Genomic DNA, 13,414 nt, shown 5'->3' on the forward strand with positions numbered 1-13,414 from the left:
GCACCTCATCGGGGAATCGGGACGCCTACCCGCAGCCGCTCGGTGTGCAGGTCCGAGGTACGCAGGTAGACGATGTCGACGGTCAGCTCGGCGCCGGCGGCGCCGACCTGCACGCTCTGGACCTCCAGCTGGTCACCGAGGAAGCGCCGCAGCGCTCGGGTCACGGTGAACTCGGTCGTGGCGGCGAGGATCTCGTTGTCCGGGTCGAACACCAGGTCCCGCAGCCCGGTGCCGTACTCGGGCTGGTTCACCCGTTCGCCCGGCGCGGTGAGCAGCAGTTGCAGGATCTTGCCGCGTAACAGCTGGTCGCCCTGCTGGGTGGACACACTGCCGGCGGCGGTGACGCCGAACGGGAAGCCCAGCCCGGCGGGCCGGCCGGCGGGGGTGGCGCGGACCAGCGCCACGGGGACGGTCACCGGCCGCACGGCGACCCGCAGCACGCGTGACGGCAGGGCGGTGAGCTCGCCGCGGCGGGCGACGACGGTGAAGTACACCTCGCCGCCCTGCTCGAAGCCGGACAGCGTGGCCGTCGTCGCGGCGTGCCCGGCCAGTCGGCGGACGCGGAACGGGTCGAGCGGATCCGCGCCGGCGTAGACGTCGAACAGGACGCCTTCCTCCGGATGCGCCCAGCGCAGTTCCACGCTCCCGCCGCCCAGGTCGGCGCCGCGCAGGTCGGCGGCCGACGGTACGGCGGCCATCAGCCGCCCCCGTCGCGGGCGAGCAGCTCGCGCACGGCCCACTGCCGGAACAGGCGCATCCACTCGGCGTCCGGGGTGGCCTCGTCCAGCAGCGCCGCGAGCGGCGCGCCGGCCTCCGGTACGGCCGACGCACGCAGCCGCTCGGGGTCGCCGAGCAGGTCGCGCACCCGGTCCCACTCCGTGGCCGCGGGGCGTTCCCGGAAGGTGACCAGCAGCTCGGTGCCGCTGACCGCCAGCCCTGTCACGGCGGGCGAGACCTCCTGTGCGGCGGCGAGGACCAGGTCCAGCGGGACCCCGTCGGGGTCGTCGCGGCCCCGGACCGCGACCGCCAGCGGCAGGCGTTCGACGTGCCGCCCGGACCCGCCGGGGGATCGCGCGAGCAGCAGGGAAAGCGGGCCGGTCTTAGAGGTCATCGATCAGCTCCGTGCTCTTCTTCAGTTCCAGGACGGTGGCGCGCGCGGCGCCGATGGAAACCGACCCGCTCTGGGCCGACAGGGACGCGACGATCTGTACGGACGTGGGCACGAAAGGGCCGCCGAGCGATTGGAAGGCGGTGTTGACGCCGGAGAACAGGAAGCTGAACGGCAGGTCCACGCCGGTCGTGCGCCGGGACAGGTTGATCACCCGGTCCTCACCCAGGAGCAGGCCGGTTTCCGGGTCGCCGATGGGGTCGGTGATCTCGTCGTTGTAGTAGCCCACCTGGATGGAGAGCTGGCCCGACACCGGCGCCGACAGGAAGATCTCGCCCGACCAGAAGATCACCAGCTTGCTGTCGGGGGACACCGCCGGCAGGCGCGCGCCGCCGAGCAGCACGTCGGCCGCTCCGGTCACCGTGGCGGAGCTCAGCCGCACGTTCACCGTGTGCGTGTTGCCGGCCCTGCTGCGCAGGTCCGTGACATCGGTGATCAGGTCCGGTTCGGGGGCGGCCGGGTTCCGGGTGAGCGTGGCCAGCGCGGCGTAGTGGTGCACGACGCCCCTGGGCCGCTGGAAGCGGAGCTGCTCGATCCGGGTGAGCGGGTCGAGCCCGGCCGCGTCGTCGCCGGGCAGGAACCTGGTGCGGAAGTTCCAGAAATCGCCCGGCCGCAGGTCGCTGCCGCCGAAGCGGACCGCGACGCCGTCGTTGAGCGGCACGGCCGCGGAGATCACCGAGTCGGCGGGGTCGGCCGTGATGGGCACCCGGAACGCGTTCCAGCGCTGCACCATCGGCCGGTCGGCCAGCGCGAACGTGGTGAACGCCAGGACCCGCCCGGCGGCCGGCAGGGCGGCGAGCTGGTCGCCGGTGTGCTGCACGAGCCCGAGCACGTTGCCGACCACCGAATCGACCTGGTGCTCCTCCGCGCCGAACTTCTTGCGGATCAGGATCCGGTCGCCGGGGCGAAACGCGGTCGCGTCCTCCACGGCCACCTGGGTCGAGCCCGGCGGCAGCGGCTCGATCACCCGCTGGATCGTCGCGGCGTTGTCCTCGGACCAGCGGAAGGTCGCTGCGCCGAGGTCGCCGCCGGTGTCGATCTCGACCAGGTACAGGCGGTTGGCCTGGGCGGTGTAGGTGCCCTCGGTGGTGAGCGTGCCGCCGCCGCGGCCGTCCCCGGCCGGCAGTCCGGTGCCCTGCGCGACGCGTACCCGGTGCCGGACCCGGGCGCGGGTGGCCGTGTCGGGGCCGCCCAGGGCGACCTCCCGGATCTCCGGGTCGTCGACGTACGTCACCGGCTCGGTCCACACGTCGAGGTAGACCGTGTCCCGGCGGACCTGCCCGGCGGGCGGGGTGAGCGGCGGGTCGTTCGGGTCCATCTGCCGGGAGTACAGCGTGTCTGCGGCCTGGAGGCAGGTCAGGCCGGAAACGTGCATGCGGGCGGCGGCAGCCGCGTCCGGCACGTCCGGGTTGGCGGTGGACAGCACCTCGACGAGCTGCCGGACGATGGGGGTGGAGGTGGGATCGTTGCCGACCGACTCCACCGCGCGTTTGGTGAACAACATCGCGTCGGCCGCCAGCATCGCCCGTTCGGCGCCGCGGATGACGAAGTCGTTGGCGGCCAGCGCGCGGTGGCGGGCACTGCCACCGACCCGCAGGTCGTCGAAGTCCCAGACCAGCGGTGCGCCCGAGTCCTGCGGGGCCTCGAACCCGTAGGCGCGGATCCGCGTCAGGTTGGCCGGCGTCCCGGTGGGCGTCTCCGACGGAGAGACGCTCAGCTGCGCGGCCTCGTCGGGTGTCGTGCGACCCCGCTCCGGTCCGGTCGCCTGCACTTCGAGGATGAGCTGTCTCGTGGCGGTCCGGTTGGCGGCGTCGGTGACGCGGGCGGTGAAGGCGAACGTGCCGGCCTGTGTCGGGGTGCCCCGGAGGCCGGCCCCTCTGTCCTGCACCGGGCTGGTGGGCAGGGCCAGGCCCGGTGGCAGCGTGCCGCCGGCCACCGTCCAGATGAAGGGGGGCGTGCCGCCGTAGTTGAACAAGGGCTGGGAGTAGAAGTCGTTGCGTACCGCGTTGCGCAGGGTCATGGTGAGGATGCGGAACCGGACGTCCAGCGGGACGACCAGCCCGGGCACCCATACGTCCGGCGGGAACTGCGGGTTGTTCACGATCGGCCACACCGATTTGCCGCCCGCGTCGTCCTCCAGGAAGAACTTCACGGCACCGGCGGTCTTGCGGTTACGCCGGTACCGGAACGTGGCGAGGTCCGCCGCGGACAGGTCAAGGAGGCCGGTCAGCTGCTTGCGGATGGTAACGGTGCCGGGGTGGCCGGACAGGCGCAGGAACCCGCGGTCCCGGTACGGGCGGTCCGTCGCGATGCGCAGCGTGCCCTGCGGCGACGACAGCTGGAAACCGGGCTGCTCGAAGTCGTCGACGAGGTCGCCGGGGAAGTTGAGGAAGAAGCGCCATGACCCGAACAGGACGTCCATCAGCAGGCCGAAGTGGAAGTCCGCGAGCTCGTCGATGTCTGGGGGCACCACGATGGGCGCGATGGCGAAGCCGGTGTCCAGCCCGCCGTCGCCGTGGGTCTCTCGGCCGAGGCGGCGCAGGGCGGCGACGGCGATGTCCTGGCCCTCGTTCCAGTCGGCGTCCAGGATGGGCCGGCCTTGCTGGAGATAGACGCCCAGGTAGTTCTTGAGCTCGTCGAAGCTCTCCCGGGAGATGGCTCGGGACATGAGGGCTACCTCTCAACGCTGGGTCGGCGAGTGTCGATCAGGACCGGCACCACGCCGGCGGGCAGGACCCGGGGCAACCGCCGGGCGAGACTGTCGAAGCGGCGGGCCCGCGTCACCCGGTCAGAGTGGGAGAAGCTGACGCTCACCCGGTGGGCGGCGGTGACGAACCCGGCGGGGAAGCGCAGCAGACCCCGGTCGGGGTCGATGACGAGGCGGCCCGCCGGCGCCGGCGCGGCGATGTCGCCGAGGCCCGGGGTGAGCTGCGCGGTCACGTCCACTCCGTCACGGGCCACCCGCCAGCCCCGGTCGGTGCCGTGGAAGGCGGACAGCGGCACGCCGAGGCGCACGGCGGTCCGTACGGGCGTGCCGTCGAACCCGTCGACCAGCTCCGCCGGATCGCCGTCCGCCGTGCACAGCAGCACCTCGGGCGGCTCGTCGGGGGGCCGGGTGGCGGTGACGTCCTCCGCCCTGGCGGTCGGCGCGGTCAGGTAGTCGACCCGGACGCCCCGCCCGGCCACGCCGAGCGCGACCGGGTCGAGCAGGATGCGGCCGAGCTGCGGGTCGACCGCCACGTTCGTGGCCGACAGCGGCAGCGCGCCGCCGCCGGGACGGCGCGGGGCGGCGAAGTCGCTCAGGTCCGCCGCGAGCACGCTTACGACCGGGCGGAACTCCGGGTCGGTGATGTCGAGGCCACCGATCCGGATCGCGAAACCGCGTGACGTGCCGCAGAACAGCGACTCGGCGCCGTCCAACGCGGCTCTGGTGAGCGGCGCCCCGTCGAGCCCGTCGAGCAGCTGCAGCCGTACGCCCCGCGCGTCCGCCGGGTCGAGCGGCCGGTCGTCAAAGGTGAGCCGGCCGCCGTCCGTGCCGGGCGGCAGCGAGTTGGGGCGCCGGTCGGTGGCGACGCGAGCCGGCGTGACGAACAGCCCGAGGTTGTCGAAGTGGGCGCGGCCGACGGTGTCGGTGACCCCCCGCGGCGCGCGCATGTCGAGCACCGCCGGCACCGGGTCGTCCCCGCGGCCGAGCCTGGTCAGCGCGAACGGGTCGGCGACCGGCGCGGTCCGGGCGGCGACGTGTCCAGGCTCCAGGACGTGGAAGGAGACCCGCAGGTCGCCGGCGAGGACCGGCGGGCTCACGATCCGGAACCTGCCGAGCTCGGGATCGACCGCGATCTGCCGGTCGCCGAGCGTCAGTGGCGCGCCGGCCGGGGTCCGGGGGCGCTCCGGGTCCGTCAGGTCGGCGGCCAGCGAGGTCCATGGCGCCGGGCCGGTGAACAGGTCCACGCCACCGCGGCTGACGGTGAACCTGCCCTCCACCCCGGCGTAGGTCGCCTCCTGGCCGGTGAGCGCGGCCCGGGTGATCGGGTGTCCGGTGAGCGCGTCGAAGAGCGGTCCGGCCGTCCCGTCCGCGCGGAAGGTGAAGTCGCCGCTGCCGGGCGGCTGCTCGGCGACAGGCCGCTCCCGCAGCCGGTGCACCGGATTGACCGTCTCCACGTGCGGGAGCGTGGCGACGTGGGCGGAGAAGTCGACCAGGTGCACGCGCCAGCCGGTGAGCGACTCCGCGGCACCGCGCACGAGGTCGGCGGTTCCCTTGCGCCGGTATCCGCTGATCGCGTCGCGGACCTGGTCGCGTTGTGCCCGTTCGGGCAGGGTGGTGTCCACCTCGGCGCCGACGAGCGCGCCCAGCAGCGGGATGAACTCGGCCCGGCAGGCCGCCAGCGTCTGGTCGTCCCGCAGCCGCCTGATCGAGGCGTGCGTCTCGGCCAGCGGCCCGGCCAGGATCTCCAGGAATCGCCGCAGGTCGCCGGTGACGTCCTTGTCCCGATAGAGGCCGGGAAGGTGGGCCATGAGCAAGTCGGCGTCGATCGTCATCGCCCACCTCCCAGCGGCACGACCGCGATCGTGCCCGCGAACGCCAGCTCGTGGTCGGCGATCGGCACGTCGGCGAACTCGGAGCCGCCGGCGGGCCGGTCCCGGCGGCGCAGTTCGCGCAGCAGGACGAACTCCACGCCGTCGAGCGGGAACAACGCCGAGAAGACCTCACCCGCGCGCACCGGGCGGCCGAAGTCCTGGGCGGAGAACGACAACAGGCCGGCGAGCAGCCCGCGTACCTCCTCGACCGCCTGTGACCGGCTCGCCTCGGCCGTCAGGTGCACCTCGACCGTGATGTCGATGGGCACGTAGGCGGGATCCAGCACCTCCACGCCGGCCATGCGGTTCACCGGCATGCGGGACTCCAGCCGCCGCGCGACCGTCGCGCGAAGGTCGTCGGAGGGCGGCGGGGGCGGCACGGTCAGCGGGTTCTCGGGCGCGATGAAGACCTGCACGACCTTGTAGCCGCCACGCAGCCCGACCCGGGCCCTGGCCTTGCCGACGCCCTCGACGCCCGCCGCGAGCAGCTCGTAGTCCTCCAGGGTGACCGCGCGCTCCTGCGCGATGACCGAGCCGGGGCCGGCGATCTTCGCCTCCTCGATGGACTCCCGGTCGGCGCCGCCCTCGGCCGCGAACGGGTTCGTCACGGCGGCGACCGCGGCCAACGAAGTGGGCACGGTGAGGACGTCCGGGCCAACGTTGCCCACGACGCCGAGGCCGATCCGGTAGCGGGCCCGGACCTCGGCCCCGGCCGTCGGCACGCTACCCCGCGCGCCGGTGCCGAACACCACGGTCATCACGTCGTTCTCGTCGATCTCGGTGGTGTAGTGCAGGTCGGCCGGGCCGCTCGCGGACAGGCTCTCCACCTGCCGCCACGGCGCCCCGTCCACGCGTACCTCCAGCTCGGGCCGGGACCTGCGGCGGCGGGTGTCCTCCGTGCGCAACAGGTGGGTCACCGGGGTGCGGGCCAGGGTGAAGCGCTGGCCGGGCGTGCCGTCGGCGACGTAGACCGGCTCGTCGGCCACCGTGACGCCGTGGGTGGCGACGATGTTGTTGCCGCGCAGCACGGTCGCGCCTGGCTGGAACGACGCGGGCAGCGGCGGGAGCCAGCTGATCTCGTCGTCGCCGCTCACCAGCCGGCGCACGCCGGTCACGGTGAGGGGCGGAGAGCGGCGCGGGCGGGCCGGTTGCGCGGGCCGTTCCTCCAGATAGACGCGGTATCCGGGGACGAGCCGGTGCGCGCCGGGCGGCAGCTCGACCGCGGCGGTCCCCGCCGGGAGCGCCGGGATGGCGGCGAGCGGGATCTCGTTGTTGGCCGGGCGCAGGCTGAACGGCTGGATCACCTCGAACGTGACCTCCGCCTCACCGGGCCGTCCGGCCGTGCGCACCTGGAACGGCAGCTCGTCGGGGCCGACGTCGAGGTCGGTGGTGACGTCGACGTGGACGACGGCCGAGGCGGCGAGCCCTGGGTCGATCTGGTAGCCGATCAGGCGCAGCAGCTCCGTCACCGAGCGCCGCTGGGTGGCGGTGGCCAGGAACGCCTCGTTCGCGACCCGGTCCTGGTAGTAGCTGAGGATGTCGGCCACGTAGGCGACGAGCTCGATGAGCACGACACCGAAGTCGGCCTCGCCGCGGTCGGTCCAGTCCGGCAGCAGCAGCGGGATCTGGTTGAGCATCCCCTGCTTGAAGCCCTCGTAGTCCTTGGTGACGTAGTCGATGCGGGGCTGTCGGCCGGTCATCGCCGTCCTCCCGGCAGGACGGTGCCGACCTGGCGGCCGGGCAGCACGCGGTTGCCGTCCGTCCGGCTCTCGGTGTCGAGGCCGGGCGGGATCGGTTCCAGACCAGGCGGGGCGAACTGCTCCGTGCCGGTCACGCCGAGCGCGTTGCGGTAGGCCTCGAACGACTGCCGGTACCCGTCCACCGTGAACGTGTGCCCGACCCGCACGACGTAGTAGGTGCCACTGTGGCGCTCGCCGACCGCCTTGATGACCACCGGGCGGCCGGGGCGCAACACGCTGCGGTACGCCCGGGAGTCGATCTCGCCGTGCACGGTGACGAACCGGCTGGCCCGGGTGTGCGCGGCGCGCAGCCAGGACTCCATTTCGGCGGGGGAGGCCGGCGCCCGCCGGGTCACCAGGAAGTCGCCGTCGGGCAGCCCCGCCCGCAACTCGCGGAGCGTGTCCGCGCCGAGCCGCTGCTCGGGCAGGTCCTCCAGCGTCTTGACGTCCTCCTGCTTGCTGACCGGGTCCACCCGCCGGATCTGCGGCGCGGTGGCCGGGGTGCCGTCGACCTGGACCGTGAGCGAGGCCAGGTTCGCCTCCCGGCCGAACCCGAACGCGAGCAGCTTCTGCGGCGTGCCGCCCACGTTCGGGCTACGGAAATAGCCGACGCCGGCCCGTACCCGGCATTCGAAGCCGTTGCGGGCGGCGAGCCGGCGCAGGAACTGGATGTCGGTCTCGTACTGGACGGTGATGGCGACCTGCTCGGTGTGCTGCACGAGGGTGTCCTCCACTTCCCAGCTCAGGCCGTAGGAGTCGAACACCGCCTGGGCGATCTGGTGGTCGGCCCTGTTCGGCCAGGGCCGCCGCCGTTCCTGCAGGTTCATCAGGGCGCTGGCGTCCATGCCCGACACCTCCAGGTAGGGGTCGTCGTCGACGGTGAAGCTCACCGTGGTGTGCGTGAGGTAGCCGTCGAACAGGATCTGGGCGGCGGGCGGGTATCCGGCCTCGACGGTCAGCCGCCGCCACACGCCGAACCTGGGGTCGTCTATGTAGGTCCAGGTGCCGTCCAGCCGCCGGGTGACCGCCATCCGGAGGCGGACCACGTCGGCCTGGTCGACGGACTCGTCCACGCCGATCTCGATAATGTCGGGCACCAGGCCGTCCTGGGGCCTGCCGTCGATCCGAAGGCGCACGATCTCTCTGATCACCGCGGGGCCGTCCGGTCGCGCGGGATCCGGATGCGCCGGCCCGGGCGCATGAGCCGGAACGGGTCCAGCTCCTCCGGGTTCGCGTCGAGGATCAGCCAGTACTTCTGCGGGTCGGAGTAGAAGCGGGCGGCGAGGTGGTCCAGTCGTTCGCCGTCCAGCACGACGTACTCCAGCACGCCGGGCGTGCGCGGGACGCGGCGCGTGACCAGCGTCCGGCGCCGCGTGCCGTCGGGATCGGCCACCTCCACCACCTCGGTGGCCGCGTAGCGGGATCCGGGAAAGAGCATGGCGCATCACCTACCTGGGAACGATCGATCGGGCGAGGTCGGGCGCGCCGGCACCACGCGCGTTCAGCGCCGCCAGCAGGGTGCGCTGGGCGAGCGTGTACCGCTGGAACAGGTTGCCGCCGCTGAGCACCTGGAGCGTCACACCGACGATCACCCGTGCCGGGCTGAGGTTCGCGTTGTACTCGACCTCCTCGATGTTCAGGTAGGTCAGCCGCACCGGGAACAGCCGCTGCCGACCCCACACGAAGATCAGCACCGGGGTCACCAGCCGATCACCGAACCCGAAGTCGGAGGTGAAACCGACCACGCCGCCGAGCCGCGTCTCCGACCGCGGAGTGATCATCAGTTCCAGGGCGGACAACGCGGGCAGCACCCCGTACTCGGCCGCGACCGGGTCGCCGCGCTCCAGCGCGTCCGTCGCGTCCAACCGGATGTCCATCGACATCGTCTCCGGTTCCGTCACCGTGTTCTGGGCCTCCAGGCTCTGGTCGTCGGGCGTGCTCTCCTCCCGGCCCCGCCGGGACGGCGGCGCGGGGATGCGGACGCTCCTGCGCCGGGTGAGCGTCTCGGGGTTGAACTGGAACGGCACGATCAGCGGCGGCGTCGCGAACAGGTCGGTGTCGACGAGGGCACCTTTCAGTAACTTGGGCTGGTTGGACAGACCGGTGGCCACCGCCGTCACCTCCCCGCCCGCTCGGTGATCGCCGCGGCGATCGTCCGCGCGATCCGGGCGGCCAGCACCCGATCACTGGCGGCGGCGTCCACGCGTACCTGAAGGTGCGCGATCCGGCCGGGGCCCGGGCCGGGAGTCCCGGCGGCGACTCTCGCGAGGGCCGCCACGGCCAGGGCGCGGGCGCGAGCCGGATCGCAGGCCGGCATCTCCACGCGGACGACCACCCGGCGCACCCTCATCGCGCCACCCCCGATGCGGGGAAGGGCTTTCCCATCCGTTCGTACTCCCTTCTGGTGGCCAGCAGCAGGTGCCCGGCGTCCATGCGCCCGCCGTCGTCCGCCGCCAGGAACGCCGCGTTCCACACGATCTTGCGGATGACCCCGCCTGGCACCTTGAACTGCCGGGCCATCCGGGTGAGGTCCAGGTCGGCGGTCACCGGCAGCTCGCCGGGCAGGTGGCGGCGCCAAATGGCCAGCCGGGCCGCCTCGTCCGGGAACGGGAAACTGATCGACACCCGGAGGCGGCGCTGGAACGCCTCGTCGATGTTCTGGGCGAAGTTCGTGGCCAGGATCACCACGCCCGCGTACTCCTCGATGCGTTGCAGCAGGTAGCTGACCTCGATGTTGGCGTACCTGTCGTGCGCGTCGCCGACCTCCGAGCGTTTGCCGAACAACGCGTCCGCCTCGTCGAAGAGCAGGATGGAGCCGGAGCGCTCTGCGGCGGTGAAGACTCGCGCGAGGTGTTTCTCCGTCTCGCCGATGTACTTGCTCACCACGGTCGACAGGTCTACTTTCACCAGGCCCATGCCCACGGCCGCGGCGACCACTTCGGCGGCGAGGGTCTTGCCGGTGCCGCTGGGGCCGAGGAACAACGCCTGCACGCCGTGCCCCAGCGCGGTGCGCCGGCCCAGGGCCCACTCGTCCAGGACCAGGCCCCGGTGACGTACCTGGGCGCACAACTCCCGCAGCTGTTCCAGCACGTCGGCGGGCAGGATCAGGTCATCCCAACCGGTCCGGGGGGTGAGCGGCCGGGCCAGGCCGTCGAGAGCGGCGCGCGACGGCGCCCGGCAGGCCCACAACAGGTCCTCGTAGGCCGGCTCGTCGCCGCCGGCTGCTCTGGCCCGGCCGCGGGCCAGCCGCACCGCGTCGGCGACCTCGCCGGGGGTGGATGGGAAGTGCGTGGCCAGCGCAACCATCTGCTCGGCCGGCAGCCCGGGCATCGCCCGCTCCCAGACGGTACGGCGCTGCCGATGGTCCAGTGCCGGCGGCTCGAACGGCAGGAACGTGATGTGCGTCGGCAACGACGGCCCGGGCAGCCACAACCGCTCGGCCTCGGTACAGGTGAACCACGACGCATCCGGCAGGAGCCCCTCCAGCGTGCGCAGGTGCGCCGCCGCCCGGGGGTCGTCCAGCAACGCGTCCAGCCCGGACAGGTACACACCGGCCCCGCCCAGCGCCGCCTGCCGGTACAGCAGGCGTAGCCCGTCTGCCAGCGGCAGTTCGCCGGACTGCGACAACGCCAGCAGTTCGCCGGCGTCCGCGTGCAGCAGGCCGACGCCGAGGCGACGGCACGCGGCCAGCGCCACCCGCCGGCCCTCGGAGGCCAGAGGACCGTGGAAGTGCGCGACGATGCGCCCGGTGTCGTCCGCCAGGAGCACGGCGAGCCGATCGACGGCGTCCCCGTACGGCCAGGCCGCTGGGTCGGCGGCGGGCAGCGGGCGCAGCGCGGCGTCGATCCGGCCGTCCTCCCACCGGTGCCCGGTGATCAGCGCGAGAATGCCGGGATCCAGGGCGATGCCATGGCCCGGCCGGTGCGCCGCGCCGTTGTCCGCCGGGCCGGCCAGGCGCCAGCGGAAGGCTGCCGCCTGCGGGTCGAGCAGTGCGCCGCCGTCCACCGGGCAACGCCGGTCGAAGCCCGCGACGGCTGTCACCAGGCGCGCACTGGGCCGCCATCGGGTCGCGTCGCCGTGGAGGTGACCGTAGAGCTCGCCGTAGCGGGGGTCGATCTCGGGGGCGGCGCAGGCGACCAGCAGCAGTTCCTCCTCGGGAGTCAGCCCGAACAGGGCGCTGAGCCGGGGCAGGACCAGCGGGCTCCCATGCTCATGGCCGGCCTCGACCCGGGCCACCAGGTCCTGCCGGGCCTGCCGGACCGACTCTGGCGAGTCGAAGGGCTCTCCGTCACCTTCGGCCGCCCACCCGGGTCCGGCTGGCGCTGTGGTGTTCACCAGCGCCAGCAGCGCCCGGTCCAACCAGGCCAACTCGGCCGCGAGGTGCTGCCGGCTATCGGCGAACGGTGGTGCGGTCGCGCTCACCGCGTCACCTCGACCCCGAGGCGTGTCGTCTCGACCGGGCGCGCCACCGGCGTGCGGCCGCGCGCGGGCACCGGCGCGTAGGAGACCTCGTAGACGGCGGACAGCCGGAAGTCCTTGGTCAGCGCGGTCCAGACCTTGCTCAGCTCCTCCACATCGGCGCAGTGCAGGGTGACCTTCACCTCGCCCTGCCGCAGACCGGGCTCCAGGTGCTCCTGCGGGACGATGGGATGCTCGTGCAGGACCCGCATCGCCTCCGCCATGATCGTCTGGGAGTCCGCCAGGCCGAACTGGCCGTCCAGCGGGGTGTAGCTCGTCAGCAGGTAGTACAGGTTGAGCACCAACGGCGGGGTGACCAGCCGGCCGGGATCGTCAGGCGCGATGGCGGGCAGCTGGTTGCGTAGTTGCGGATGGGGGCGGAGCCAGTAGAGGAACAGGTTCACGCGGGACTGCTGGGAGCTGGTGTCTGCCGGAGAGAGCAGCGTGACGGGGCTCGCCGGGGACATCTCGGCCTCCAGCAGGTTCTTCAGCGACTCGCTCACCTGGCCGATCACGGTTTCACCACCTTTCGACATAGTGACGGGCGGCCGGGTCCCAGGCGCCCGCCCGCGACGGCGTCGCGGGCGGCGGTTCCGGGTGGTGCGGGGCCGCGGGGGCGACGATGTGCACCTCGAGGTGCTCGATGGTCAGCCCGGGCTCGGGGTCCGTGGTTGCCGCCACAGGTGCGGCGGCCTGGCCCGGACCGGTGTCGCCGGTGGTCCGGGCGGCGAGGTGCGGCCCGGTCGGCGGCGGGGGAATAGCGGTCGGCAGGTGGGCGGGATCCGCGGGTGCCGGGTGGGCGGCGGTTTCCGGCGGAGGCGCCGCCGGGTGGTGTCCGGCCGGCGGGTGCTCGGCGAGCAGGCGGCGGCCGAGGTCGCGCCAATCGGCTTCGAGGTCGTCGCGGGTGCCCTGCGCGGCTGGTGGGGGTGGCATGGTCCCGGCGGGCGGCGGAACCGGCTCCGGGGCGAAGGCGGCCGGCTCGGCGGAACGGATGCCCGCGTCGCGCAACGACACGGGTTTCGCGGCGCCCGCTTCCGGCGCGATCAGCGGTGTGCCGCCGGTCTGGGGGGCCCTGGCGGTCTCCGCCGCCGGTGGCGAGGCCGCTGCCTCGACGGGCGCAGGGCCCGCGTCGGCTCCGGGCAGCGGACCGGGGCCGGCGGTCGCCGTCGGTAGAGAGTCCGCCCGCCGTGCGGGCGGCCGTCCGGCGGGTGAGGGTGCGGGGACCTCCCGTGCCGCGGGCCTGCTGGGGCAGTCCGCCACGTGGCCACCGGGGGAATCGGCCGCGTATGCGCCGGGGGAAGTGACGACGGCCGGGGGCCTTCGCCGCACCGGGGCGGTGAACGGGTGTTCCGGCTCCTCGCCGGCTGGTCGCGAATGGTCGGCGCCGGCGGGCCATGGAAGCACCTCGGCCGGGACGAATTCCGTCACCTCTAGGGGCTCCACCGATTCCGCCGGGTCCAGGCCGGCGCCG

The 13,414-nt window shown here is 73.4% G+C and carries 12 protein-coding genes; all 12 read right to left on the reverse strand.

The genetic code is table 11. The annotated features are described in order from the left end of the window. Nucleotides 1-5: 5 nt before the first annotated feature. The 12 genes from ACWD3H_RS26250 to ACWD3H_RS26305 are packed head-to-tail and all read right to left on the reverse strand — an operon-like array spanning nucleotide 6 to nucleotide 13,371. Nucleotides 6-698 (reverse strand): GPW/gp25 family protein, encoded by a 693-nt coding sequence (locus ACWD3H_RS26250; protein ID WP_451956881.1) that lies wholly within the window; start codon nucleotides 696-698, stop codon nucleotides 6-8. Beyond that, nucleotides 698-1,111 (reverse strand): hypothetical protein, encoded by a 414-nt coding sequence (locus tag ACWD3H_RS26255; RefSeq protein WP_451956882.1) that lies wholly within the window; start codon nucleotides 1,109-1,111, stop codon nucleotides 698-700. The genes ACWD3H_RS26250 and ACWD3H_RS26255 overlap by 1 nt, the downstream gene beginning before the upstream one ends. Beyond that, entirely contained in the window at nucleotides 1,101-3,836 is a 2,736-nt protein-coding gene (locus ACWD3H_RS26260) for a putative Ig domain-containing protein (RefSeq protein WP_451956883.1), read from the reverse strand. The genes ACWD3H_RS26255 and ACWD3H_RS26260 overlap by 11 nt, the downstream gene beginning before the upstream one ends. 5 nt (nucleotides 3,837-3,841) lie before the next feature. Beyond that, nucleotides 3,842-5,707 carry a phage tail protein gene (locus tag ACWD3H_RS26265; RefSeq protein ID WP_451956884.1) on the reverse strand — a complete coding sequence of 622 codons (1,866 nt, stop codon included), beginning with the start codon at nucleotides 5,705-5,707 and terminating at the stop codon, nucleotides 3,842-3,844. Continuing rightward, on the reverse strand, nucleotides 5,704-7,446 hold the full coding sequence (locus ACWD3H_RS26270) for a putative baseplate assembly protein (protein WP_451956885.1): 1,743 nt from the start codon (nucleotides 7,444-7,446) through the stop codon (nucleotides 5,704-5,706). The genes ACWD3H_RS26265 and ACWD3H_RS26270 overlap by 4 nt, the downstream gene beginning before the upstream one ends. After that, a complete protein-coding gene (locus tag ACWD3H_RS26275) occupies nucleotides 7,443-8,621 on the reverse strand; it encodes a phage late control D family protein (RefSeq protein ID WP_451956886.1) in 1,179 nt (392 codons plus the stop codon). Before ACWD3H_RS26275 ends, ACWD3H_RS26270 begins: the two co-directional genes overlap by 4 nt. A gap of 11 nt (nucleotides 8,622-8,632) precedes the next feature. Next, nucleotides 8,633-8,923, reverse strand: a complete 291-nt coding sequence (locus ACWD3H_RS26280) for a hypothetical protein (protein WP_451956887.1) — start codon at nucleotides 8,921-8,923, stop codon at nucleotides 8,633-8,635. A 10-nt stretch (nucleotides 8,924-8,933) separates the two neighbouring features. Then, nucleotides 8,934-9,596 carry a hypothetical protein gene (locus ACWD3H_RS26285; RefSeq protein ID WP_355564011.1) on the reverse strand — a complete coding sequence of 221 codons (663 nt, stop codon included), beginning with the start codon at nucleotides 9,594-9,596 and terminating at the stop codon, nucleotides 8,934-8,936. Between the two features lie 5 nt (nucleotides 9,597-9,601). After that, nucleotides 9,602-9,835 carry a hypothetical protein gene (locus tag ACWD3H_RS26290; protein ID WP_451956888.1) on the reverse strand — a complete coding sequence of 78 codons (234 nt, stop codon included), beginning with the start codon at nucleotides 9,833-9,835 and terminating at the stop codon, nucleotides 9,602-9,604. Further along, complete coding sequence (locus ACWD3H_RS26295; protein ID WP_451956889.1) at nucleotides 9,832-11,907, reverse strand: AAA family ATPase; 2,076 nt, start codon at nucleotides 11,905-11,907, stop codon at nucleotides 9,832-9,834. Before ACWD3H_RS26295 ends, ACWD3H_RS26290 begins: the two co-directional genes overlap by 4 nt. Beyond that, complete coding sequence (locus ACWD3H_RS26300) at nucleotides 11,904-12,458, reverse strand: DUF4255 domain-containing protein (RefSeq protein WP_355564002.1); 555 nt, start codon at nucleotides 12,456-12,458, stop codon at nucleotides 11,904-11,906. The genes ACWD3H_RS26295 and ACWD3H_RS26300 overlap by 4 nt, the downstream gene beginning before the upstream one ends. 4 nt (nucleotides 12,459-12,462) lie before the next feature. Then, the gene (locus ACWD3H_RS26305) at nucleotides 12,463-13,371 is read right to left on the reverse strand and encodes a hypothetical protein (RefSeq protein WP_451956890.1); all 909 of its coding nucleotides are present in this window, start codon (nucleotides 13,369-13,371) and stop codon (nucleotides 12,463-12,465) included. Nucleotides 13,372-13,414 lie beyond the last annotated feature (43 nt).

This window comes from Streptosporangium sp. NPDC002607 (assembly GCF_053592655.1).

What these genes read in the sequence shown, in the direction of transcription:
- ACWD3H_RS26250 (WP_451956881.1), bottom strand. Translation starts at nt 698, where the DNA reads ATGGCCGCCGTACCGTCGGCCGCCGACCTGCGCGGCGCCGACCTGGGC.
- ACWD3H_RS26255 (WP_451956882.1), bottom strand. Translation starts at nt 1,111, where the DNA reads ATGACCTCTAAGACCGGCCCGCTTTCCCTGCTGCTCGCGCGATCCCCC.
- ACWD3H_RS26260 (WP_451956883.1), bottom strand. Translation starts at nt 3,836, where the DNA reads ATGTCCCGAGCCATCTCCCGGGAGAGCTTCGACGAGCTCAAGAACTAC.
- ACWD3H_RS26265 (WP_451956884.1), bottom strand. Translation starts at nt 5,707, where the DNA reads ATGACGATCGACGCCGACTTGCTCATGGCCCACCTTCCCGGCCTCTAT.
- ACWD3H_RS26270 (WP_451956885.1), bottom strand. Translation starts at nt 7,446, where the DNA reads ATGACCGGCCGACAGCCCCGCATCGACTACGTCACCAAGGACTACGAG.
- ACWD3H_RS26280 (WP_451956887.1), bottom strand. Translation starts at nt 8,923, where the DNA reads ATGCTCTTTCCCGGATCCCGCTACGCGGCCACCGAGGTGGTGGAGGTG.
- ACWD3H_RS26290 (WP_451956888.1), bottom strand. Translation starts at nt 9,835, where the DNA reads ATGAGGGTGCGCCGGGTGGTCGTCCGCGTGGAGATGCCGGCCTGCGAT.